Origin of the sequence: Dactylosporangium sp. CA-092794, assembly GCF_050948465.1 — a bacterium.
In the GTDB taxonomy this organism is placed as follows: domain Bacteria; phylum Actinomycetota; class Actinomycetes; order Mycobacteriales; family Micromonosporaceae; genus Dactylosporangium.
Genome location: NZ_CP192044.1, coordinates 7,680,208 through 7,702,713, shown reverse-complemented (window position 1 = coordinate 7,702,713; position 22,506 = coordinate 7,680,208). Strand labels below are relative to the sequence as shown.

General features: G+C 72.7%; 19 protein-coding genes. 12 read left to right on the top strand and 7 right to left on the bottom strand.

Annotated elements, in window-relative coordinates; translation table 11 throughout:
• The first annotated feature begins 68 nt into the window (after positions 1-68).
• The 3 genes from ACQPXD_RS32805 to ACQPXD_RS32795 all read left to right on the top strand — a co-directional run bounded on the left by ACQPXD_RS32805 (position 69) and on the right by ACQPXD_RS32795 (position 3,418).
• Positions 69-1,490, top strand: coding sequence for a WGR domain-containing protein (locus tag ACQPXD_RS32805; RefSeq protein ID WP_432825209.1), 1,422 nt, complete (start codon positions 69-71; stop codon positions 1,488-1,490).
• A gap of 69 nt (positions 1,491-1,559) precedes the next feature.
• Entirely contained in the window at positions 1,560-2,303 is a 744-nt protein-coding gene (locus ACQPXD_RS32800; RefSeq protein WP_432825208.1) for a leucine-rich repeat domain-containing protein, read from the top strand.
• Positions 2,304-3,220: 917 nt separating this feature from the next.
• Positions 3,221-3,418, top strand: coding sequence for a hypothetical protein (locus tag ACQPXD_RS32795; protein WP_432825207.1), 198 nt, complete (start codon positions 3,221-3,223; stop codon positions 3,416-3,418).
• Here the strand turns inward: ACQPXD_RS32795 and ACQPXD_RS32790 are convergent.
• Positions 3,393-4,253, bottom strand: a complete 861-nt coding sequence (locus ACQPXD_RS32790) for a hypothetical protein (RefSeq protein ID WP_432825206.1) — start codon at positions 4,251-4,253, stop codon at positions 3,393-3,395. The two genes, ACQPXD_RS32795 and ACQPXD_RS32790, sit on opposite strands and share 26 nt — an antisense overlap.
• 32 nt (positions 4,254-4,285) lie before the next feature.
• On the opposite strand from ACQPXD_RS32790, the gene ACQPXD_RS32785 reads away from it, so the two are divergent.
• Positions 4,286-5,212 carry a phosphotransferase family protein gene (locus ACQPXD_RS32785; RefSeq protein WP_432825205.1) on the top strand — a complete coding sequence of 309 codons (927 nt, stop codon included), beginning with the start codon at positions 4,286-4,288 and terminating at the stop codon, positions 5,210-5,212.
• Positions 5,213-5,215: 3 nt separating this feature from the next.
• Here ACQPXD_RS32785 and ACQPXD_RS32780 read toward each other — a convergent pair whose 3' ends face one another.
• Positions 5,216-6,370, bottom strand: coding sequence for an aromatic ring-hydroxylating oxygenase subunit alpha (locus ACQPXD_RS32780; protein ID WP_432825204.1), 1,155 nt, complete (start codon positions 6,368-6,370; stop codon positions 5,216-5,218).
• 17 nt (positions 6,371-6,387) lie between these two features.
• Positions 6,388-8,559 carry an MMPL family transporter gene (locus tag ACQPXD_RS32775; protein WP_432825203.1) on the bottom strand — a complete coding sequence of 724 codons (2,172 nt, stop codon included), beginning with the start codon at positions 8,557-8,559 and terminating at the stop codon, positions 6,388-6,390.
• A gap of 56 nt (positions 8,560-8,615) precedes the next feature.
• On the opposite strand from ACQPXD_RS32775, the gene ACQPXD_RS32770 reads away from it, so the two are divergent.
• The gene (locus tag ACQPXD_RS32770) at positions 8,616-9,299 is read left to right on the top strand and encodes a TetR/AcrR family transcriptional regulator (RefSeq protein ID WP_432825202.1); all 684 of its coding nucleotides are present in this window, start codon (positions 8,616-8,618) and stop codon (positions 9,297-9,299) included.
• A gap of 19 nt (positions 9,300-9,318) precedes the next feature.
• Here ACQPXD_RS32770 and ACQPXD_RS32765 read toward each other — a convergent pair whose 3' ends face one another.
• Positions 9,319-10,500, bottom strand: a complete 1,182-nt coding sequence (locus ACQPXD_RS32765) for an SGNH/GDSL hydrolase family protein (protein ID WP_432825201.1) — start codon at positions 10,498-10,500, stop codon at positions 9,319-9,321.
• A gap of 146 nt (positions 10,501-10,646) precedes the next feature.
• On the opposite strand from ACQPXD_RS32765, the gene ACQPXD_RS32760 reads away from it, so the two are divergent.
• Positions 10,647-10,907, top strand: a complete 261-nt coding sequence (locus ACQPXD_RS32760) for a hypothetical protein (protein ID WP_432825200.1) — start codon at positions 10,647-10,649, stop codon at positions 10,905-10,907.
• 98 nt (positions 10,908-11,005) lie between these two features.
• On the top strand, positions 11,006-12,196 hold the full coding sequence (locus ACQPXD_RS32755; RefSeq protein WP_432825199.1) for an acyltransferase family protein: 1,191 nt from the start codon (positions 11,006-11,008) through the stop codon (positions 12,194-12,196).
• Here ACQPXD_RS32755 and ACQPXD_RS32750 read toward each other — a convergent pair.
• On the bottom strand, positions 12,136-12,972 hold the full coding sequence (locus ACQPXD_RS32750; RefSeq protein WP_432825198.1) for a class II glutamine amidotransferase: 837 nt from the start codon (positions 12,970-12,972) through the stop codon (positions 12,136-12,138). The two genes, ACQPXD_RS32755 and ACQPXD_RS32750, sit on opposite strands and share 61 nt — an antisense overlap.
• Before the next feature lie 139 nt (positions 12,973-13,111).
• Here ACQPXD_RS32750 and ACQPXD_RS32745 point away from each other — a divergent pair, with 139 nt between their 5' ends.
• Positions 13,112-14,155: a carboxylate-amine ligase gene (locus tag ACQPXD_RS32745; RefSeq protein ID WP_432825197.1), complete on the top strand. Its 1,044-nt coding sequence runs from the start codon at positions 13,112-13,114 to the stop codon at positions 14,153-14,155.
• Between the two features lie 208 nt (positions 14,156-14,363).
• Here the strand turns inward: ACQPXD_RS32745 and ACQPXD_RS32740 are convergent, their stop codons facing one another.
• Positions 14,364-16,679 (bottom strand): beta-glucosidase, encoded by a 2,316-nt coding sequence (locus ACQPXD_RS32740; protein ID WP_432825196.1) that lies wholly within the window; start codon positions 16,677-16,679, stop codon positions 14,364-14,366.
• 27 nt (positions 16,680-16,706) lie between these two features.
• Complete coding sequence (locus tag ACQPXD_RS32735) at positions 16,707-17,711, bottom strand: LacI family DNA-binding transcriptional regulator (protein WP_432825195.1); 1,005 nt, start codon at positions 17,709-17,711, stop codon at positions 16,707-16,709.
• Between the two features lie 185 nt (positions 17,712-17,896).
• On the opposite strand from ACQPXD_RS32735, the gene ACQPXD_RS32730 reads away from it, so the two are divergent.
• From ACQPXD_RS32730 to ACQPXD_RS32715, 4 genes are all read left to right on the top strand, one after another.
• Positions 17,897-19,147, top strand: a complete 1,251-nt coding sequence (locus tag ACQPXD_RS32730) for an ABC transporter substrate-binding protein (protein ID WP_432825194.1) — start codon at positions 17,897-17,899, stop codon at positions 19,145-19,147.
• 10 nt (positions 19,148-19,157) lie between these two features.
• The gene (locus tag ACQPXD_RS32725; protein WP_432825193.1) at positions 19,158-20,138 is read left to right on the top strand and encodes a carbohydrate ABC transporter permease; all 981 of its coding nucleotides are present in this window, start codon (positions 19,158-19,160) and stop codon (positions 20,136-20,138) included.
• Positions 20,139-20,143: 5 nt separating this feature from the next.
• A complete protein-coding gene (locus tag ACQPXD_RS32720) occupies positions 20,144-20,995 on the top strand; it encodes a carbohydrate ABC transporter permease (protein ID WP_432825192.1) in 852 nt (283 codons plus the stop codon).
• Between the two features lie 142 nt (positions 20,996-21,137).
• The gene (locus tag ACQPXD_RS32715) at positions 21,138-22,505 is read left to right on the top strand and encodes an endo-1,4-beta-xylanase (protein WP_432825191.1); all 1,368 of its coding nucleotides are present in this window, start codon (positions 21,138-21,140) and stop codon (positions 22,503-22,505) included.
• Position 22,506 lies beyond the last annotated feature (1 nt).

Sequence of the window (22,506 nt, the reverse complement as noted above, 5' to 3'; positions counted from 1 at the left end):
CCCGATTTTTTGTCGTACCCCGTCGCTAGGCTGTCGCCGACCCCTCATCGAAAGAAAGGTGCCGGCCGATGCCGCAGACGACGTATCTGGAGCTGTCCGAGGAATCCGGGAGCGCGCACAAGTTCTACGAGGTCGTTGTGGACGGCAACCAGATGTCGGTCCGTTACGGGCGCATCGGCGATGCCGGGCAGACGAAGACCACCACCTATGCCGATTCGACGAAGGCGCTGGCTGACGCGGCGAAGAAGATCGGCGAGAAGGTGCGCAAGGGCTACGCGCCGGCGGTGCCCGGGCAGCGGGCGCCGCGGTCGGTGACCCGGCGGGTGATCGTCAGCCAGCGCTCGACCGCGAAGACCGCTCCGGTGCTGTGGAAATATCGTTCGGGCGCCCCCGCCTTCGGCATCTTCATCGACGACGACGGGTGCATGGTCGGCAACGAGAGCGGCACCATCACCGTCCTGCGCCACGACGCCACGGTGGAGCGGCAGTTCCAGCTGCCCGACGGTGTCAAGTGCATCGTCGCCGACGACGCCTGGATCTATGCCGGCTGCGACGACGGCAACGTCTACGACCTGTCCGGCAAGGTGCCCCGGCTGGCCTACGCGATCGCCCCCGACATCGACATCTACTGGCTCGACATCCACGACGGCATCCTCGGCGTCTCCGACGCCAAGGGCGGGGTGTGCAGCATCGACCACGAGGACGAGTTCCTGTGGCGGCGGCAGGGCCGCGGCCAGTCGGGCTGGATGGTCCGCTGCGACGCCACCGCCGTCTACCACGGCCACAGCCAGGGCGTCACCAGCTACGACTGGCGCACCGGCGACGAGCGCTGGCACCGGGGCACCAACGGCGCGGTGCTGTTCGGCTGGCAGGAGCGCGACAAGGTCTACGCGGGCATGTCGTCCAACTCGGTGCTCGAGTTCGGCAAGGACGGCCGCCCCGGCGTCACCTACCGCTGCGACGACACGGTCTTCTCCAACGCCACCGCCCCCGACGGGCGTTACGTGTTCGCCGGCGACCACCGCTCCTCGGTCTATTGCTTCGCTGCCGACGGGCAGCGGCTGTGGAAGCTCGGCACGGGCTGCGGCAGCGCCTACTCGATGCAGTATCACGACGAGAAGCTCTACATCGTCACCACCGACGGTTCGCTGGCCTGCATCGACGCCAGCGAGGAGGCGGTGCGGGCGGCGGAGCAGGGTGTGGTGCCGGAGTTCGTCGACGTGAAGGCGCCGGCGCGGATGGACCGGGTCGCGCCGTCCACCACGGTCGAGGTCGCCACCGACGCCGCCGGTGGCGTGGTCGTGGAGTGCGTGGAGGAGGGCGGGCGGCTGCGCATCCGGGTCGTCAGCCCGGGCTACCACCAGGACTGGCAGGTCCAGTTCCCGAAGGGCATCCGCGAGCCCAACGCCCGCTACGTGGTCACCGAGGTCCGGGAGGCCACCCGCGGCGGCTTCTACCGCGCCCGCGGCGACATCCGCCGGCTCGTCTGACAGCAGGGCGGGGGCCGGGGTCTGCCGGCTCCCGGTCCCGGGTTCGCCGCGAAAGGGAGGCGGAAACACGTGGAGGATGTGAACCTGCGGCTCGCGGTCGTCGACGCGTTGCTGGAATCGGGGGTGCTGCCACCGTTCGATCTCGAGGCGTTCAACCGGACCCTCGACCCGGCCGACACCGACGACGATGACGATGACGACCGCGACTACCGGTATCGCGACGAGGTGGCCGACGCGCTGCTGGCCATTCCGGTCTCCCGGGAGCAGGTCGCCTCGGTCCGGCGGCTGTACTGGTACGCGGGCGGCCCGAGGGTCATCCGCATGATCTGGACCTACTGGGACGGCGAGAGCGACGAGTTCCACATCGAGTCGCTCGCCGGCATCGCCGAGGCGTTGCCGGCGCTGGAGGAGCTCGGCCTCGACCTGTGCCGGGTGAGCGACCTGACGCCCCTGGCCGGCTGCACCGGCCTGCGCAGCCTGGACCTCGACGGCGGATTCGGGATCACCGACGTCGGCCCGCTCGCCCGGCTTCCCGCGCTGCGCGAGCTGCGCCTGGGGCACCAGGCGGTCACCGACCTGGGCCCGCTGGCCGGCACCGCGATCGAGGAGCTGCACCTGTGGGGCAACGGCCAGGGCACGGCCCCGTGGGCCGTCGACCTGTCCGCGCTCGCGGACATGCCCGCGCTGCGCACGTTCAGGTGCGTCCAGTCCGTCCGCCGCTCGGGCGAAGAAATCCCGATGCTGACCGCGTTCGACAACGCCCGCGTCCTGACCGACCTGCGCGACCGGGGGGTAACCGTGAAGCTCGGCTGACCCCCATCCCCGAGCGCCGCGCGCGCGTGGCGGTGCCCTGGGCCGTGCGGCGCCGCCTGGCGCGGAGCGACTGCCGGCCGTGCCCGCCACGGCCGCCGCCGGCCCGTCCGTGGCTCCGCGCGCGGCCGGCATGGCCCGCCCGCAGCCATCGTGCCCCGCGCTCCCGCCGCGCCCCGCGTCCCCGCCGGGCACCACGTCCGCGCCCGCGCCGGCTTGGCGCCCGCGCCCCGCGCCGGGCCTCGCGCCTGCGCTGCGCCCCGCTTGCGCCTCGCGCCGGGCCCCCGCGCCGCGTCCGCGCCCTGCGCCGCGTCCGCGCCCTGCGCCGCGTCCGCGCCCTGCGCCGCGTCCGCGCCGGCCTGGCGTCCGCGCCCCGCGCCGGGCCTCGCGCCTGCGCTGCGCCCGCGAACCGGCGACGCCAGCGGCGCCATGCGCGCCGGCGCCGCGATGCCCGGGTCTGCGCGTCCGGGCCGGGCACGGCGGGCGTGATCCGCGATCCGGGATCAAGGTTCCACGCGGCGGGTCGCGATCAGGTCCCACACGGCCGGCGCTGCACCCCCGGAGCACAGCGCCGCAAGCACAGCGCAGCTCAGCGGCCAGAAGTCTCCGCGATCATGCCGAACCGGCTGCGACACCAACGGTTTTTCATGATCACGGAGTGTTCATGTACACCTGTGTACCGAATGTCTCCTGGATCATGAAAAACCCGCGGTGCGGCGATCGCGGACAGCATGATCACGGAGACATACGTCCGGTCCCGGGCGCGCCGACCGGATGTTCGGCGCGACGGGGATACGTCCGCGACGGCCGGCCGCGTGGCTATCGTCCCGGCTCGCTTCGGGCCGACGTGGCTGCCCGGGCGGAAGGCGGCGCAACCGCATCCAGCGTCGCCGGTTGCGTGGGCGTGGTTCACTGGCGCTGTGGCAGGAGGAACCAACACGTGGGCGCGGCCGGTCGGCATCGGGCTGTTCGCCTTCGCGGCGCTGGCCATCATCGGGATCCGGGTCGAGATCGGGTCCGAGTCGGGCAACTGGCTCATCATGACCGTGTGGGCGGTGCTCGGCGCCGTCGCTCTCCTCGTCGGGGCGTTCCTCATGGCCGTTGCCCGCCGCTCCTGACGAATGGCTGTTGCCCGCCGCTCCTGACGCGGAGCCAGCGCAGGGCGGAGCGGCCCAAGGTCGCGGCCATGGTGCGCAGGGCCGGGTCGGTGGACGGGGCGGCCGTGGCGGCCAGGCGGAGCAGGTAGCCGGCCTGGGCGGCCAGGTAGGCGTCGATCTCCTCGGCGGCTACGCCGCGGGTGAGCGGGTTCGCGGCCAGCAACGGCTCCGGGTTCAGGCCGCTCAGTGGGGCCGTGGACAGCAGCGTCAGGACGTCGCCGTAGGGCGGGCCGACCCAGGCGTGCGGCCAGTCGACGAGACGGACCTCGTCGGGGGTGAGCAGGATGTTGAACGGGTACAGGTCGCCGTGCAGCAGCGTGTCGCCGGTGAACGGGCCGCCGGTCAGGCGGGGGCGGGAGGCTTCCGCTGCGGGGATCGGTGACGGGGTGAGCGCCTCGGCGGCCGCGGTGGCCGCGGTCAGGGCGCGGGTCAGGTCGGCCGGGTGCCACGGCTGGGCCGGCAGGGCGCCGTCGACGTGCTCGAACACGAGCGCCACCCAGGTGCCGTCGTCGTAGGCGTCGAGCAGGCGGGGGACCGGGGCGGCCGGCGGCAGGCGGCGGTTGATCGCGATCTCCCGGCGATGAAACCCGGCCTCGGGGTCGCTGCGCGTGACTTTGACGAACACCGCGCGGCCGGTGGCGAGGTGCAGGGTCGCGGCGACGCCGGGGGAGAAGCCGCCGGGGCGGTCCGCGGCGGCCGTGACCCGGGTGCCGAGGCGGCGCTCGACGGCCGAGCGGATCCCGGGCGGGAGCGCGGTCCAGGGGATGCGTCGGCGGCCGGTCAGCTCGGGCATCATGGGGTACTCCAGCGGTCTGGGACAGGGGAACGATGACGGAGACGGCGATCGGGGACGATGTCGTGCGGGCGGCGCTGGTCGAGGCCTGCCCGGGGGTGCGGGTCGGCGGGATCCGGCGGCTCGACGGCGGCCACACCAGCCGGCAGTGGGTCGCCGACACCGACGAGGGGCGGCTGCTGGTCAAGACCCCGGTGCGCGACCCCGACCCGGAGCACCTGCGCGGGCTCATCGCCGCCACGCGGCGGGCGGCCGAGGGTGGCGTGCCCGTGGTGCGGTTCCGGGCGTTCGTGCCGCGGAGCGACCGGCTGGGCGCGCCGCTGCTGGTGCAGGAGTTTCAGGAGGGTACACCGGCCGCCGACGCCTGGGACGGGATGGACGGCGGGCAGCGGCTGGCCTTCGCCGCGGAGCTGGGGCGGCTGGTCGGGCGGGTCCACGCCTGCGCCGGGGACTGGTACGGCGACGTCCTCGGTACCGTCAAGTATCCCGACGCCCGCGCGTTCCTGCACGCCCACATCGACGGCAAGCTCGCCCAGGCGCCCGGGGATCTCACCTCGGCCGGGCGCGACCGGCTCGGCGCGGCGCTGCACCGGGCCGTGGACGCCGTCGGCGGCGACGACGGGGCGCGGCTGGTCCACCGGGACATGTGGCCGCCCAACCTGCTGCTGCGCGACGGGCGGATCGTCTGCCTGCTCGACTTCGAGCACGGCAAGTACGCGGACCGGTTCATGGAGTTCGGCAAGCTCGACGAGCACGTCTTCGCCGGCTTCGCCGAGGGGCGGGCGGCGTTCCTGGCCGCCTACGACGAGGTGTGCCCGCTGCCGGCGGACTGGCCGGCGCGGATCCGGCTCGGCAACGCCATTCACTCGCTGGCCACGTGCGTGTACTTCCGGCGGTGGAACCCGCGGTTCGCGGCGCGGTATGCGGCCGAGTTGGAGGAGTGGCTGGCGGGCTCCGCCTGATTGTCAGGGCTGCGAGCAGTGATCGGCCAGGGCACCCTGCGGGTCGAGGTAGGCGGCGGCGACGAGGGCGACCCATTGGTACACGGCGTCCTCGTTGTCCGCCAGCGGCCCGGGCACGTAGTGCGGGGAGCCGATGCCGCGCTGCACCGACTCGCACGCCGCCCAGTCCTGCCGGTTGGTGAGGTCCCAGAAGTCGGCGGCGTACGCCGGGTCGACGGCCGGGTCGGGGAAGTACCAGCTGCACTCGATGTCGGTGCGGTCGGGCGCGACCGGCGTGAGCCGGTGCGTCATCACGTAGTCGGGGTGCGCGGAGATGATCAGGTTGGGGAACAGCGCCACGTAGAGGATCGTGCGGCGCGGGGCGCCGTCGATGAACACGCCGGTGCCGCGGCCGTCCAGCGACATGGTCTCCGCGTGCTCGCGCAGGTCCATGGCGCCGCCGACCCACGCGCCCGGCAGCGCCCAGTTCTTGCCGGAGGCCGGCGGCGAGACCCGGCACAGCTCGGGGTGGATGAGCGGGCAGTGGTAGCACTCGTGGTACTGCTCGAGGATCACCTTCCAGTTGGCGGCGACCTGATACTGGTGCCGCGCGCCGAGGTGCAGGCTTTCCGGGTGGTACGGCGCGATGAGCTCCTCGAGCGCGCCGACGTAGTCGGAAAGCGGCGGCGCGGCCGCGGCCGCGTTGACCAGCAGCCAGCCGTGCCACACCGCGACCGGCAGCTCGACCAGGCCGAGCCGGTCGGGGTCGAACGCCGCCACGCCGGCCATGTGCGGCGCGGCGGCGAGGGAGCCGTCGAGCTTGTAGGACCAGCCGTGGTACGGGCAGACGGCGGCCGGTCGGTCCGCCGCCGCACCGTCGGGCAGCAGCTCGTGGCCGCGGTGCCGGCAGAGGTTGGCGAATGCGCGCACGCCGCCCGCGCCGAAGGTCAGCAGCACGCCGGCGTCCCCGGCGGTGACCGCCCGCTGGGTGCAGCCCCGGCTCAGCTCGTCGAGCCGGCCGAGGCAGGTCCAGGCGCCGGCGAAGAGGTGCCGGCGCTCCCAGGCGAGCACGGCCGGGTCGGTGTAGGCGGCCGCGGGGAGCGTGGTGGACGCACCGAACGGCCGCAGCGCCGCCTCGATGCCGGCCGGATCGAGGGGCGCCGCGGAAGAGTTCGTCATGCCTGCACAGCATGCCCCTATGCCTCGCGCAACGCTACCGTCGCGTGCAGCCGGCGCAGCGGGGCGGGGGAGTACCAGTTGAGCCGGCCCAGCCCGCGCACGATCGCCGGGACCAGCACGCCGCGGATCAGCGTGGCGTCGACGATGATGGCCACGCCGCTGCCGATGCCGAACATCTGCAGGAAGCTGACCGTGCTGGTACCGAAGGCGAAGAAGCTCACCGCCAGCAGCGCCGCCGCCGCGGAGACGATCCGGCCGGTGCGGGCCAGCCCCGCCCGCACCGCGTCCTGGGTCGGCAGGCCGCGCTGGTGCAGCTCGGCGATGCGCCCGATGAGGAACACCTCGTAGTCCATCGACAGGCCGAAGACGATGCAGAACATCAGCACCGTCATCGCGGTGTCCATCGGCCGGGGCGTGAAGTCCAGCCAGCCGGACAGGTGCCCGTCCTGGAAGATCCACACCAGCACGCCCATGGTGGCCGACAGGCCGAGCACGTTGAGCAGCAGCGCCCGCAGCGGTTGCACGATGCTGCCGGTGAACAGGAACAGCAGCACGAACGAGGCGAGCACGACGATCGCGATGCCCAGCGGCAGCCGGTCGCCGATGGATCGCTGGGTGTCGACGAGCGCCGCGTCGACGCCGCCGACGTAGGCCGTCGCCGGCGCGGGCGCCGCGCGCACCTGCCGGACCAGCCGCTGGGCCGCGTCGGACTTCACGGCGAGCCGGCTGCTCAGCGTGAGCCGCTCGGCGCCGGGCCGGCCCAGCGCCGGGTTGCCCTCGCCGACCCGGGTCCCGCCGCGGTACACCCCGGCGCTGCTGGACACCTGCGCCGCGCCGTCCAGTGTGGACAGCCGCTGCGCGTAGCCGGCGAGGTCGGCCCGGCTCACCGCGCCGTCGAGCACGACGTCCATGTCCGCCTGCTGGTTGCTGGGGAAGCCGGTGGCGAGCCGGTCGCCGACCTGCCGGCCGGCGCTGCCCGGGCGCAGCACGCCCTCGTCCGGCGTGCCGAACGCGACGTGGGCCAGGGGGCTCGCGGCGACGAGCAGGCCGAGCACGACCGGCAGCGCGGCCAGCGCCGGGCGGCGCATGACGGCACCGGCGAGGCGCCCCCAGAACGGCTCGCCGGCGGTGGTCGCCGGGCGCCGCCGCCACGGCAGGCGGCCGGCGTCCACCCGGCGGCCCAGGACCGCCAGCAGCGCGGGCGCCACCACCAGGGCGCCGAACGCGGCGATCACCACGACGCCGATGCCGGCGTAGGCGAAGGAGCGCAGGAAGTACAGCGGGAACACCAGCAGCGCCGTGAGCGCGGTGGCGACCGTGGCGGCGGCGAAGAGGATGGTCCGCCCGGCGGTGGCCACTGTCGAGGCGAGCGCCTCGCCGACCGGCGTGTCCGCGCCGAGCTGTTCGCGGAACCGGCTCACCATGAGCAGCGCGTAGTCGATGCCCAGCCCCAGGCCGAGCGCGGTGGTGAGGTTGATGGCGAACACCGACACGTCGGTGACCGCGCCCAGCGCGGACAGCTCGGCGAACGTGCCGACAATGGCGACGCCGCCGATGGCCAGGGGCAGCAGCGCGGAGACGACGCTGCCGAAGACGATGATGAGCAGCAGCATCGTGAGCGGTACGGCGATCGCCTCGGCAATGGCCAGGCTCCGCGCGACCTGGTCGTTGACGTCGACGTTGGTCGCCGCCAGGCCACCGGCCCGCACGGAGAGCTCCGGCCCGTCGACGGCGTAGCGGCCGATGATCGCCTCGGCCCGCTGGCGCAGCTGCGTGTCGTCGCCGTCGATGTGGGCCAGCACGAGCGCGTCGGCGCCGTCGGCGGAGCGCAGCTCGGGCACGCCGGTGGCCCAGTAGGAGACCACGTCCCGCACGCCCGGCTCGCGCCCCAGCTCATCGGCGAGCCGCTGACCGGCCGACTTGGCGTCCGGGGTGTCGACCGAGCCGCCGGCCGCGTGGGCGAGCAGCACCAGGTTGGGCTGGCCGCCGAAGCGCTCGTCGACGAGCCGCTGGGCCTTCGACGACTCCGACGCCGGGTCGTCGAAGCCGCCCCCTTCCAGCCGGCCGAAGACGCCTGCGCCGGCCGCCGCCGCGGCGGCCAGCAGGAGCACCGCGACGACCAGCACGAGCCGGGCGCGACGGTGGATGAAGGTGCCGTACCGGTACAACACGGGTCTGTCCCCCTTCATGTTCACGCTGTAAACTTAACGCCGTAAACATCGCACAGGATGTGAACGTTGTCAACATGAGGCAGACTATGAAGGTGCAATCCGGCAAGATCACCCGCCCCTCGTACCACCACGGCGACCTGGCCAACGCGTTGACCGGCGCCGCGCTGGAGCTCGCCCGCGGCGGCGGCCCGGATGCCGTCGTGCTGCGCGAGGCCGCCCGCCAGATCGGCGTCTCGCCGACCGCGGCGTACCGCCACTTCAGCAACCGCGAGGACCTCATCCACGCGGTCAAGGACTGCGCCCTGCTGGAGCTCGCCGGGCGCATGCAGCAGGAGGTCGGGCGCGCCCCGGCCGAGGGCGAGCTGGTCGACCAGCTGCGGGAGCGGCTGCTCGCGCTGGGCCGGGGCTACATCGGCTTCGCCCTGGAGAACCCGGGCCTGTTCCACACCGCGTTCGCGCACATGACGCCGATCGTCGCGGGCCCGGGCGCCGACCGCCCGGCCGTCGACCCGATGGAGACCCCGCCGTTCCGGATGCTCGTCGACCTGCTGGACCGGCTCGCCGAGGCGGGCGTCATCGCCGCGGGCCGCCGCCCGTTCCTGGAGTTCGCCGCCTGGGCCACCGTGCACGGCATGGCACAGCTGCTCCTCGACGGCCCGATGCGCGACATGCCCGCCGACCTGCAGCAGGCCGCCGTCGCCCGGGCCCTGGACATGGTCACCGACGGCATCATCGCCTGCGCCCCGGACGGCACCTAGCGTGGACGCTCGACAGGGCTCAGTCGAACAGCCCGAGGTCGATCGAGTCCGCGAGCGCTCGGTAGCCGGCGTCGTTGCCGTGCATGTGGTCGCCGAAGTCGTAGCCGGCCGCAATACGGGCGGGGTCCTCGGGATCGCGCCACACGGCGTCGAAGTCGAGGACCGCGTCGAAGGCTCCGCTGCCGCGGATCCAGTCATTGACGTGCTGGCGGGCCGCTTCGCCGTCCGGGGTGCTGGAGCCCGCACCGCCGCAGGGCGTGAGCGTGGCGCCGAACACCGCCACGCCGTGCGCGTGCGCCCGTTCGATGATCTGCCGGTACGCGGCGATGACGTCCGCCGTGCCGATCGGTGCATCGGTCGTCATGATCCCGGCGAACTCCGGGTCCACCTCGCCGGGCGCGATGGAGAAGGTGATGTCGTTCATGCCCCCGAGCAGGACGAGGTGCGTCACCCCGGGTAATGCGAGCACGTCGCGGTCGAACCGGGCGAGGATCGACGCGCCGAAGCCGTCGTTGAGGAGACGGTTGCCGCTGATGCCCTGGTTGGCGACGGCCGCCGGTCGGTTCGAGGCGGCGGCGAACCGGGCGGCGAGCTGCTCGGGCCAGCCGCCGCCGGCCGCGTTGGTCGCGCCGGCCCCGTCGGTGACGGAACTGCCGATCGCGACGATGCCCACGGCGGAGGAGGGGACGAGCGTCTCGACGCCCGAGAGCAGCGCCCGGCCGTCCAGGCGTTCGGCGGCGGGCGGCAGGCCGGCGGCCGAGGTCTGGTCGCCGGGGATGATCCAGCCCGGCCCGGCGACGAGGTTGTGCCCGGTGACGTCGTTGACGTGTCCGGGCAGGTAGACGCTGACGACCAGGGTGGCCAGGGCCGGAACGACGAGATCCACCGGGTCCGAGATCGCGGGGGCTCCGGCCGGGACGAACCTGGACGGGGCGCCGGCGAAGGTGAGGCCGCGGTCGCTGCCCGGCAGTACCGTCCCGTCGGGGCCCGCGATGCCCACGCGTGCCGCTCCGATCGTCACCCCGGTTCCGCCGAACTCGTTCGTGAACCGGATCCGGAGCCGGCTGCCCCCGCAGCTGATGCGCACCGCTTGGCGCAGGGTCGCATCGGCGATGTCGGGGAGATCCTGATCGGCCCGCTGCGGTGCGGCGGCCCACGATCGGACCCAGTGGCCGCCGGCGGCGTCGACGGTGCGCGTCATGACGGGTCCTGCCTTCGGCTCAAGGAGACGATGTGGACGTGGAATGTCGTTCCAGGGATAGTTTGGAACGTAGTTCCAGAGATGTCAAGGCGGTCGTGTGAGCGGAAGCGAGCGGCGTCGCGGAGCTTTCGCCCGGCGCGGGAGGCGTGCCGGACCGCTTTATCGTGATCGCCGGCGTCCTCGGCGCGGTCGCGGTCGCCGCGATCGGCGTCGCCGTCGGCACCGCACCGGGCCTGATCATCACAGTGCTGCTCGTGCTGCTGCAGTCGCACGTCACCCTGCCGGTGATCTTCCCGATCATCTCCTCGATCGTGGTGCTGTGCGCGGCCGGGATGCTGATACTTGGACTCAGGTCGCTGCGGGGCCGTTGGCTCATTGATGGGCAGGTCGCGGCGGCGCACGCCTAACAAGGGGACAATTCGGGTCACTCCATCGGGGTCGGCCGATCGGCCCATTCCGCGCGAATCCGCACAGGCCGCCCGATCCGGGCCGACATGATGCCCGCATGACGCATGCGGGGGGCCGCGATCGCTACCTGGACGCGCTGCGCGCCCTGGCGATCGCGCGGGTCGTGGTGTTTCACATGTTCAGCCTCACCTGGCTGACCTACGCGCTGCCGGCCATGGGCGTCATGTTCGCCCTCGGCGGGTCGCTGATGGCCGCGTCCCTGGAGCGGTCGGGGGCGCGGGCCATCCGGGGCCGGGTCCGGCGGTTGTTGCCGGCCCTGTGGGTCATGGGCCTGATCGTCGTGCCGGTGATGATCTGGCAGGGCTGGACGCCCGACGTGCCTTCGCTGTTCCTCTGGGTGGTACCGCTGGCCGACCCGCCCGGCAGCGACTGGGCCGCCGACGCCACGGTCGTCCTGTGGTACCTCGTGACGTACCTCTGGCTCGTCCTGCTCTCCCCGGCCGCGTGGTGGCTGTTCCGCCGGCTGCCGCTGCTGGCGATCGCCCTGCCGCTCGCGGTCCTCGCGATCACCCAGGCCGGCCCGATCGCCGACGCCCTGTCCGACAGCCGGGCCGGCGCGGTCGTGATCGACGTCGCCACCTACGGCGCCTGCTGGTGCGCGGGCTTCGCGCACCGGACCGGGGCACTGCGCCGGCTGCGGCTGCCGCTGCTGCTGGGGCTGGCCGCCGGGCTCATCGCGGCCGGCGCCGGCTGGGCGGTGACCCACCCCGGCGAGGACGGCGCCGGCAACCTCAACGACATCCCGCTCGGCAACGCGCTGTACTCGCTCGGCTTCGTCCTGCTGGTGCTGCGGGCCGCGCCGGCGATGGGCTGGCTGCGCCGGATCCGGCCGCTCGACGCGCTGGTCACGCTGCTCAACGCGCGGGCCGTCACGATCTACCTGTGGCACAACGTCGCGATCGCGCTGTGCTTCGCCGTCGGCGACCGGCTGCAGGTCTGGAAGCTCGGCCCGGCCCTGATCCAGGACGGCTACTTCGCCGTGGCCCTGGTCCTGCTAGCCGTCGCCGTCCTGGCGCTCGGCTGGGTGGAGGACGTCGCCGCCCGCCGCCGGCCCGCGCTGCTGCCCTGGGCCCCGCCCCCGCGCCGCCGCGCGCCCGCGCCCCGGCATGCGGCGGCGCCCGTGCCGCGCGGGGCGACCCCGGTCGCGGCCACACCGCAACCGGCGGTTCAGCAGAGCGCGGGCTCGAACGGGCCGGCCACGTCCACGCCCGGCTTCACCATCTCGTAGCTGGACTCCGCGACCGGCTGCCAGGCGCCGACCAGCCCGCCGAGCGGCTCGGAGACCACGATCCGGGTCTGGTCCGACACCCGCTGCAGGGCCTGGTTCTCCGGATACATGCAGCGCAGCGTGTCCACGGCGGTGCTGCAGTACAGCGACCGGCTGTTGCGCTCGCTGGAGTACCGGAACGCGTAGAGCCGCTCGCCGTCGGTGGTGGCCACCGTCATCTGCATCGGATTGTCGATGCCGTGCCGGCGGCCCGCCGCCTCGACGCAGCCGACCATGCGCTGGACGGCGCCGACCGGGTCGCGCTCCAGGCCGTAGGTCAGCGCCAGGTAGAACATCAGCTCCGAGTCGGTCGAGCCGCTGATGTCCGGGAACAGCTCCGGGTCGACCGCCATGACCAGGCTCCGCTTGAGGTGGGTGTACCCGCGGATCCGCCCGTTGTGCAGCCACAGCCACCGGCCGTGCCGGAACGGGTGGCAGTTGGTCTGCTGGACCGGCGTGCCGGTGCTGGCCCGGATGTGGGCCAGGAACAGCCCGGAGCGCACCGAGTGGGCGAGCTCGTGCAGGTTCTCGTCCCCCCACGCCGGGCCGATGCCGCGGAAGAGGGTCGGCTCGGCCGGGCCGTCCGGGGTGTACCACCCGACCCCGAACCCGTCACCGTTGGTCGTGCCCACCCCGAGCCGGGCGTGCATGCTCTGGTCGATCAGCGAGTGCTCGGGCTTGTAGAGCAGCTCGGCGAGCAGAATCGGCGATCCCGAATACGCGAGCCATCGGCACATCACGCACCTCCTGCCCACATCCTCGGCACTCGGCCAACCCGGGCCACTCACCCGCCCGGGATGACGTGCGGTGACGCGGGCCGGGGCGAAGCTCACCCAAAGAGACGCGAGACATGGGTCGTGGGGGGAGGCGGGGCGAATGCTCACCGTCGGCGTGGAAGAGGAGTTCCTGCTGCTGGAGCCGGACGGCGCGGTGGCACCGGTGTCGGCCGGGCTGCTCGGGGTCACCGGCGGCGACGACCGGGTGCGGCACGAGTACACGGCGTATCAGCTGGAGACGGTCACCGGCGTGCACACCGGCCTGCGGTCGCTGCAGGCCGAGCTCGCCGAGCTGCGCCGGACCGCCGCGCGCGCCGCCGAGCTCAACGGCGCGCGGCTCGTCGCGGCCGGGGCGCCACCCTTTCGACGCGGGCCGCTCGAGGCGGTGACGGACGAGCCGCGGTACCGCCGCCTCGCCGACCGCTACCCGGACGCGACCGCGGCATCCGCCGGCACCTGCGGCTGCCACGTCCACGTCGGCGTGGCCGATCGCGACCTGGCCGTCGCCGTCCTCGGCCGGCTGCGACCCTGGCTGGCCCCGGTGCTCGCGCTGACCGCGAATTCACCCTGCCGCGACGGCGCCGACAGCGGCTACGGCAGCACCCGCTACGCGGCGCGCCGGCACTGGCCGACGTTTCGCGCGCCCGAGGTCTGGGCCGACGCCGCCGACTACGACCGCGCGGTCGCCGGGCTCATCGCCGCCGGCACCGCGCTCGACGTCGGCGGCGTCCACCTGCTGGCCCGGCTGTCCGGCCGGTACCCCACAATCGAGATCCGCGTCGCCGACACCTGCCTGGACGTCGCCGACACCGTCCTGCTCGCCGGGATCGTCCGGGCCCTGGTCGCCACGCTCATCGACGACGTCCGCCAGGACCGCGCCGCCGAGCCGCGGTGCGCCGCCGACCCGGACGCGGACCTCGCCACCGCCGCCCGTCACGGGCTCACCGGCCACGGCCTGCGCGCGCTGCTGCGCAAGATCGGGCCGGCGCTCGCCGAGTCAGGCGATGCGGCCGTGGTCCACCGCGCGCTCGCCCGCCTGCTCCACCACGGCACCGGCGCGGACCGCCAGCGGGCGCTGCTGCGCCGCAGCCCGAGCCCGGACGCCTTCGTGGCCGGGCTGGCCGCGCTGACCGCCCAGGGCTGAGCCGCGCCGAGGCGAACCGGGCCGGGTCGCCTTCGTGGCCGGGCTGGCCGCGCTGACCGCCCAGGGCTGAGCCGCGCCGAGGCGAACCGGGCCGGGTCGCCTTCGTGGCCGGGCCGGCCGCGCTGACCGCCCAGGGCTGGGCGGCGCCGAGGCGAACCGGGCCAGGGCGCCGAAGTCCTGGCCCGGAACGCCGGTCAATCCGGCCGGGTCACGGCAGGAGCGTCGCGACCGGGTGCAGGTGGCGGTCGGCGCCGACCTCGCGGCGGGGGCCGACGACCGGGACGCGCAGGGTGGTGTGGGTGTCGGTGCTGGAGCGGCCGACGTGGAGCTCCACGTCGCCGGGCTCGACCACCCGGGCGCCGTCCCGGCCGGTGTAGGACAGCAGGTCGGCGTGCAGCGTGACGACGAGTGTCCGGGACTCGCCCGGGGCCAGGTCGACCCGCGGCGCGGCGATGAGCTGCCGCACCGGGCGGGCCACCGAGGCGACCGGGTCGTGGGCGTACACCTGCACCACCGTGCTGACCGCGCGCTGCGACGGGTTGTGCAGCGGCACGCTCAGCTCGGCCTCCCCGTCGGTGGCCCAGCCGTCCGGCGAGCGCAGGGCCGCCGGGCCCCACTCCGCGTCGGCGTAGGACAGGCCGTGGCCGAACGGGAACAGGGCGCTCGGGTCCACTGTGGACACCTCGCTGCGCCGGGCCAGCTTCGCCGCCAGGTAGGTGGCGGGCTGGGCGGCGCCGTCGCCGGGGAAGCCGATCGGGAGCTTGCCCGACGGGTTGACCCGGCCGGTGAGCACGCCGGCGACGGCCGCCGCGCCCTCCTCGCCCGGGAAGAACGCGCAGACCGCGGCGGCCAGCCGGTCGGCCTGCCGGGCCAGCTCGTAGGGCCGGCCGGCCAGCAGCACCAGCACGACCGGGGTGCCGGTGGCCAGCAGCGCCTCCAGCAGCTCCTCCTGCCGGCCGGGCAGGCGCAGGTCGGCCGCGTCGCAGCCCTCGCCGGAGGTGCCCAGGCCGAACAGGCCGGCCAGGTCGCCGAGGACCGCGACGCAGACATCGGCGCCGGCTGCGGCGCGGGCCGCGGCGGCGATGCCCTCGTCGTCGCCGCCGAGGACGGGGCAGCCGAGCTCGTAGCTCAGCGCGAAGTCCGGCCCGAGCGCGTCCACGATGGACGGTGCGGCGACGCCGAGGTCCAGGCCGGGGTGGTGCACGCCGACGTGGCGCGGGAAGGAGTAGCAGCCGAACAGCGAGTCGGGCCCGGCCGCGCCCGGCCCGACGACGGCGAGGCGGGTGCCGGGGCGCAGCGGCAGCGCCGCGTCCTCGTTGCGCAGCAGCACGACGGCCCGCTCGGCGAGACGGCGGGCGATGTCGCGCGCCGCGGCGTCGTCGAGGTCGCCGGGGGCGGCGAGGAACTCGGGCTCCGGGCTCCAGTCCGCGTTGAGCAGGCCCAGCTCGCACTTCTGCCGCAGGATCCGCTCCACCGCGCGGTCGATCAGCGCCTCGTCGACGTCGCCGGCCTCCAGGGCCTTGAGCAGCGGGCCGCCGTAGCAGTTCACCCCGGGCAGCTCGACGTCGATGCCGGCCCGCAGCGCCGTCGCGGCGGCCTCCCCGCGGTCGGCGGCGACGCCGTGCAAGGTCTCCAGGAACGCGACCGCGAAGTAGTCCGACACGACGGTACCCGTGAAGCCAAGACGATCCCGCAGCATCCCGGTGAGCAGGGTGGCGTCGGCGGCGACCGGCACCCCGTCGATGTCGGTGTAGTTGTTCATCACCGAGCGGGCGCCGGCCCGCAGCGCCATCTCGAACGGGGGCAGCAGCACGTCGGTGAGCTCGCGCGGGCCGATCGAGACGGGGGCGAGGTTGCGCCCGGCGCGCGAGGCGGAGTAGCCGGCGAAGTGCTTGAGGGTGGCCACGACGCCGGCCGACTGCAGGCCGCGCACGTAGGCCGAGCCGATGGTGCCGACGAGGTACGGGTCCTCGCCGATGGTCTCCTCGACGCGGCCCCAGCGCAGGTCGCGGGCGACGTCGAGGACGGGGGCGAGGCCCTGCTGGACGCCGAGGCGGCGCATGGTACCGCCGATGTGCGCGGCCATCAGCTCGACCAGCGCCGGGTCGAAGCTCGCCCCCCAGGACAGCGGCGCCGGGAAGATCGGCGCCTTCCAGGCGGCGAAGCCGGTGAGGACCTCCTCGTGCACGATCGCCGGCAGGCCGAACCGCCCGGCGTCGATGATCTGCCGCTGCAGGTCGGCCACGCGCCGGGCGCCGGCGGCGGGCTCGATCGGCGCGGAGCCGTAGACCCGGGTCACCTGGCCCAGCCCGTGCCGGATCAGCTCGGGCCAGTCGATCGGGTCGGGGGCCTGGTCGCTCTGGTGCGGGGCGACCTCCCCGGCCGTCTCGTCGACGTGGAGCCAGGCACCGTACATCTGCGCGACCTTCTCGCGCAGCGACATCCGGGCCATGAGGTCCGCTACCCGAGCATCGATGGGTAGCGTGGCATCCCGCCACGCTCCGGCGGCGCCGCTGTCTGTCACGCTGGTTCGCTCCGTTTCGCCAAAATTTCAGATTGCGCCGGTCGACTGCCGCACCACGAGGCGCGTCGCCAGCCGGATGTGCGTGTTCTGCACCTGCTCGCCGTGGATCAGCTGGATGAGCAGGTCGATGGCGCGGTGCCCCATCTCGGAGATGGGCTGCTCGACGGTGGTCAGCGGCGGGTTGGCCAGGGCCGCCTCGGGCACGTTGTCGAAGCCGACGACCGACAGGTCCTGCGGGACCTTCAGCCCGATGGCGCCGGCGACCTCGATGGCCGCGAGCGCCGAGATGTCGTTCGCGGCGAAGATCGCGGTGGGCCGGTCCGGGCTCTCCAGCAGCCGCCGGGCGGCGGCGGTGGAGTCCTCGGCGTCGTAGTTGCCGGGCTGGATCAGCTCCGGGTCGACCTCGATGCCGGCGTCGCTGAGCTCGTCGCGGTAGCCCTGCTCGCGCAGCTTCGCCGACTCGAGGTCCGGCCGGCCGCCGATGAGCGCGATCCGCCGGTGCCCGAGGTCGAGCAGGTGGCGCACGCCGGTGCGCGCGCCGGCCAGGTTGTCGGAGTCCACCGTGGGCAGTCCGGTCGGCCCGGTGTGCGGGTCGACGGCGACCACCGCCTGGCCGAACTCGACGTCGACGACGGTCGGGGTGACCAGCACCGCGCCGTCGACGAGGGTGCCGGACAGGCGGGAGAGGTAGCGCTGCTCCCAGCCCGCGTGGTCCACCGTCCGCCCGCCGGCGGAGTAGACGACCAGCTCGTATCCGGTGCCCTTGATCGCCTTGGCGGCGCCCTTGAGCAGCTCGGTGCTGAACGGCTCGAGGTCGGCCACGAGGATGCCGATCACGTTGGTCTTGTGATTGCGCAGGCTCTGCGCGACGAGGCTGGCCTCGTAGCCGAGCTCGCGGATCACGGCCTGGACGTGGGCGCTGGTGGCCGCGGACACGCCGTAGCGGGCGTTGAGGACCTTGGACACCGTCGCGACCGAGACGCCGGCGGTGGCCGCCACGTCGCGGATCGTGACTCGGGAGCTGGGTTTCACGAGGGCACAATAACGTCCGATAACGTTATCGACAACGATTGACAATCGCCGTAACAAAGGCGAGACTCTGCGGTCATCGAGGGCCGAGCCCGTGAGCTCGCCCACGCCCCCGTCAGGAGATGATCACTTTGAACGTCCGCCTGAGCACCCCACGGAGGCTGGCCGCAGTCGCCATCGCACTATCGATGGCGGTCCCCTCCCTGACCGCTTGCGGAGACGACAGCAGTAGCGCACCGACCGACGCCAACGCCCCGGTGACGCTCACCTGGTGGCACAACCAAGCCCAGGACCCGGGCCTGAGCGCGTGGCAGTCGATCGCGGACCAGTACCACAAGGACCACCCGAACGTCACGTTCAAGGTCGAGCCGACCCAGAACGAGGCCCTCAAGACGAAGATCTCGGTGGCGCTGCAGTCGCCCAACCCGCCGAGCATCTTCCAGCAGTGGGGCGGTGGCGCGCTCGCGACGCAGGTCGAGTCGGGCAAGATCCAGGACATCACCGCCCAGACGTCGAGCTGGATCAGCCAGCTCGGAGCGGCCGCGAAGGGCTGGCAGGTCGAGGGCAAGCAGTACGGCATCCCCTACGACCTGCACGTCGTCGGGTTCTGGTACCGCAAGGACCTGTTCGAGCAGGCCGGGATCGCCGCGCCGCCGAAGACGATGACCGAGCTCAACGACGCCGTCACCAAGCTCAAGGCCAAGGGCATCACGCCGATCTCGGTCGGCAGCAAGGACAAGTGGCCCGACGCGTTCTGGTGGGCCTACTTCGCGATCCGCGAGTGCTCCACCGACGTCGTGCAGAACACCGTCAAGAACCTCAAGATGGACGACCCGTGCTGGGTGAAGGCCGGCGAGGACCTCAAGGCGTTCCTGGCCACCAACCCGTTCCAGGACGCGTTCCTGGGCACCCCGGCCCAGCAGGGCGCGGGCAGCTCGGCCGGTCTGGTCGCCAACGGCAAGGCCGCGATGGAGCTGCAGGGCGACTGGGAGCTGCCCACGATGATCCCGCTGACCGACGACAAGCAGTTCGCCTCGAAGCTCAGCTGGTTCCCGTTCCCGACCGTCGAGGGCGGCAAGGGCACGGCGGGCACCGCGCTCGGCGGCGGCGACGGCTTCTCGTGCAGCGTCAAGGCCGGGCCGGCCTGCGCCGACTTCCTCAAGTACATCGCCAGCACCGAGGTGCAGACCAAGCTGGTGCAGAGCAGCACCGCCACGCTGCCGGCCAACCCGCAGGCGATCACCGCGATCCAGGACCCGTCGCTCAAGACGGTGCAGGAGGCGCTGAACAGCGCGCCGTACATCCAGGTGTACTTCGACCAGGCGCTGCCGACCAGCGTCGGGCAGGCGCTCAACGACGCCGTGGCGGACTTCTTCGCCGGTAAGGGCTCCCCGCAGGGCATCGTCGACGCCTTCACCAAGGCCGTCGCGAACAAGTGATTGGTTCAGCATGACGCAAACAGGTGGTATCGCCGTCGAGGCGGCACCATCGGCCCGGGCCGGTCGCGCGGCATCGCGACCGGCCCGCCGGCCGGGCGGGCGCCGGGCCAAGCGGCTGGAGCTGACGCTGCTGCTGACCCCGGCGCTGGTGCTGTTCATCGGCTTCGTCCTGCTGCCCATCGCGGCGGCCGTCTACTACAGCTTCTACAAGTGGACCGGGTTCAGTCCCCGCACCTGGTACGGGTTCGGCAACTACACGCGGGTGTTCTCCGACGACGTCTTCCTGAACTCGCTGCTGCACAACCTGATCATCGCGGTGCTGTCGGTGGCCATCCAGCTGCCCCTGTCCATCGCGATCGCGCTGCTGCTCAACCGCCGGATCCGGGGCCGATCCGTGCTGCGGCTGATCGTGTTCGCGCCGTACGTGCTCTCCGAGGCGATCACGGCCGTGGTGTGGCTGCTCATGCTGCAGCCGGGCGGCTTCGTCGACCAGCTGTTCAAGGCCGTGGGCCTGGGCGGGCTGATCCAGGAGTGGCTCGCCAACAGCAGCCTGGTGCTCTACACGCTGTTCGTGGTGTGCACCTGGAAGTACCTCGGCTTCGGCATCATCCTGCTGCTGGCCGGCCTGCAGGGCATCCCGGCCGAGCTGCGCGAGGCGGCGTCGGTCGACGGCGCCGGCGCGTGGCAGACCACCCGCAGCATCGTGCTGCCCCTGCTCGGGCCGACCATCCGGATCTGGATCTTCCTGTCCATCATCGGCTCGCTGCAGCTGTTCGACCTCGTCTGGATCATGACGCTCGGCGGCCCGGCCAACGCCTCCAGCACGATGGCGACCTACCTGCTCGACCACGGCTTCAGCCGCTACGAGTTCGGCTACGGCAGCGCCGTCGCGGTCGTGCTCTTCGCGGTGTGCTTCATCTTCGCGCTGATCTACCAGCGCTTCGCGATGCGCCGCGACACCCAGGGCGCACTGACTCGGATCGTGGAGTGACCGCTATGGCAGTGACCGTCACGCCCAGGCGCCGTCCCGCCATGACGCTGGGCACCCCGTTCACCTACCTGGCGGCCCTGCTCGTCGTCGGGGTCACGGTGATCCCGCTGCTGTTCACCATCATCGGCGGCTTCCGCACCAACGCCCAGATCAACAGAGCGCCCGCCGGCTGGCCGCACCCGTGGGTGTTCGGCAACTTCACCGAGGTCCTCAGCTCGAGCGTGTTCTGGCGGGCGATGGGCAACAGCGCGTTCATCGCGGTCGTGGCGACCGTGCTCGCGGTGGCCACCGGTGCCATGGCGGCGTTCGCGCTGTCGCGCTACCGGTTCGCCGGCCGCGAGGGGCTCTACACGCTGTTCACCATCGGCCTGCTGTTCCCGCTGACCGCCGCCGCGCTGCCGATGTACCTGCTGCTGCGCCAGCTGAACCTGCTCGAGCAACCGCTCGGCGTGGCCCTGCCCGAGGCGGCGTTCTCGCTGCCGATCACCATCGTCATCCTGCGCCCGTTCATGCACGCCATCCCGGGCGAGCTGGAGGACGCCGCGGCGATGGACGGGGCCAGCCGGCTGGGCTTCTTCTGGCGGATCCTGCTCCCGCTGAGCCGGCCCGCGCTGACCACGGTGGCCATCCTGGCGTTCGTGACCAGCTGGAACGCCTACCTGCTGCCGATGCTGGTGCTGTCCGACCGGGCGGACTTCACGCTGCCGCTGGGCGTCGCGGCGTTCCAGACGCAGTACTCGCAGGACACCGCCAAGATCCTGGCGTACACGGCGGCCTCGATGATCCCCGCGATCGGCTTCTTCGTATTCGCCGAACGGCACATCGTGGGCGGCCTGACGGGCTCCGTGAAGGGCTGAACGTAAGTTTCACGAATCGCATTTTCGATAACGCCTTTGACCTGGCCAGACCGGCCGAACCGTTTCGTTCCGGAATATTTCCGGGAATGCTGAGCGCGGTCCGCACATCAGCGGACGTCGAAACGTTCGGAGGTCTCCCGACATGAAGAAGGTAAGGGCCCGGGTGGCGATCGCGGTGGCTGCTGCCGCTGCGATCGCGACCATCGTTGGGTTCGCGACCGCCGCACAGGGTGCCGCCACCACACTCGGTGCCGCGGCGGCCCAGTCGGGGCGGTACTACGGCACCGCGATCAGCGCCGGCAAGCTCAGTGACTCGGCGTACACCACCATCGCCGCCCGCGAGTTCAACATGGTGACGCCCGAGAACGAGATGAAGATCGACGCGACTGAGCCCTCGCAGGGCCAGTTCAACTTCACCAACGCCGACCGGATCTACAACTGGGCCACCCAGAACGGGATGAAGGTCCGCGGCCACACCCTGGCCTGGCACTCGCAGCAGCCAGGCTGGATGCAGAGCCTCAGCGGCAGCTCGCTGCGCACGGCGATGATCAACCACATCAACGGCGTGATGGCCCACTACAAGGGCAAGCTCCCCTACTGGGACGTGGTCAACGAGGCCTTCAACGAGGACGGCACCCGCCGCCAGTCCAACCTCCAGGCGACCGGCAACGACTGGATCGAGGTCGCGTTCAACACCGCCCGCGCCGCCGACCCGTCGGCCAAGCTCTGCTACAACGACTACAACATCGAGAACTGGTCGTACGCCAAGACGCAGGGCGTCTACAACCTGATCAGGGACTTCAAGTCCCGTGGCGTGCCCGTCGACTGCGTCGGCCTGCAGACCCACATGACCGGCGGCAGCTCGCTGCCGAGCAACTTCCAGACCACCCTGCAGAACTTCGCCGCGCTCGGCGTGGACGTCGCCCTCACCGAGGCCGACGTCACCAACGCGTCGACCACGCAGTACTCCGCGATGACCCAGGCGTGCATGAACGTCTCGCGCTGCGTCGGCATCACGGTGTGGGGTGTGCGCGACAGCGACTCGTGGCGCTCGGGCGAGAGCCCGCTGCTGTTCGACGGCAGCGGCAACAAGAAGCCCGCGTACACGTCCGTGCTGAACGCCCTCAACGGCCCGGGCAACACCCCGCCGCCGACCACGCCGAACACCTCGCCGTCGCCTTCCACCTCGCCCTCGCCGTCCACCTCGCCGTCGAACCCGGGCAACCCCGGCGCCGGCTGCACCGCCACGGTCTCGGTCAACCAGTGGCAGGGCGGTTTCGTGGCCACCGTGCGGGTCACCGCGGGATCGGCCGCCATCAACGCGTGGACGGTGACGCTGGCCCTGCCGTCTGGCGCGACCGTGGTCAACTCGTGGAACGTCACGCGCAACGGCAACAGCTGGAGCAACGTGTCGTACAACGGCCATGTCAACGCCGGGCAGTACACGGAGTGGGGCTTCCAGGCGGGCGGCACCGCCGGCACCCTGACGCCGAGCTGCTCGGGGAGCTGAC

Bases quoted from the DNA above. Each gene is read 5' to 3' on its own strand.
- ACQPXD_RS32805 (WP_432825209.1), top strand. From the start codon at position 69: ATGCCGCAGACGACGTATCTGGAGCTGTCCGAGGAATCCGGGAGCGCG.
- ACQPXD_RS32790 (WP_432825206.1), bottom strand. From the start codon at position 4,253: ATGATGCCCGAGCTGACCGGCCGCCGACGCATCCCCTGGACCGCGCTC.
- ACQPXD_RS32785 (WP_432825205.1), top strand. From the start codon at position 4,286: ATGACGGAGACGGCGATCGGGGACGATGTCGTGCGGGCGGCGCTGGTC.
- ACQPXD_RS32780 (WP_432825204.1), bottom strand. From the start codon at position 6,370: ATGACGAACTCTTCCGCGGCGCCCCTCGATCCGGCCGGCATCGAGGCG.
- ACQPXD_RS32775 (WP_432825203.1), bottom strand. From the start codon at position 8,559: ATGAAGGGGGACAGACCCGTGTTGTACCGGTACGGCACCTTCATCCAC.
- ACQPXD_RS32770 (WP_432825202.1), top strand. From the start codon at position 8,616: ATGAGGCAGACTATGAAGGTGCAATCCGGCAAGATCACCCGCCCCTCG.
- ACQPXD_RS32765 (WP_432825201.1), bottom strand. From the start codon at position 10,500: ATGACGCGCACCGTCGACGCCGCCGGCGGCCACTGGGTCCGATCGTGG.
- ACQPXD_RS32755 (WP_432825199.1), top strand. From the start codon at position 11,006: ATGACGCATGCGGGGGGCCGCGATCGCTACCTGGACGCGCTGCGCGCC.
- ACQPXD_RS32750 (WP_432825198.1), bottom strand. From the start codon at position 12,972: ATGTGCCGATGGCTCGCGTATTCGGGATCGCCGATTCTGCTCGCCGAG.
- ACQPXD_RS32745 (WP_432825197.1), top strand. From the start codon at position 13,112: ATGCTCACCGTCGGCGTGGAAGAGGAGTTCCTGCTGCTGGAGCCGGAC.
- ACQPXD_RS32730 (WP_432825194.1), top strand. From the start codon at position 17,897: ATGGCGGTCCCCTCCCTGACCGCTTGCGGAGACGACAGCAGTAGCGCA.
- ACQPXD_RS32725 (WP_432825193.1), top strand. From the start codon at position 19,158: ATGACGCAAACAGGTGGTATCGCCGTCGAGGCGGCACCATCGGCCCGG.
- ACQPXD_RS32720 (WP_432825192.1), top strand. From the start codon at position 20,144: ATGGCAGTGACCGTCACGCCCAGGCGCCGTCCCGCCATGACGCTGGGC.
- ACQPXD_RS32715 (WP_432825191.1), top strand. From the start codon at position 21,138: ATGAAGAAGGTAAGGGCCCGGGTGGCGATCGCGGTGGCTGCTGCCGCT.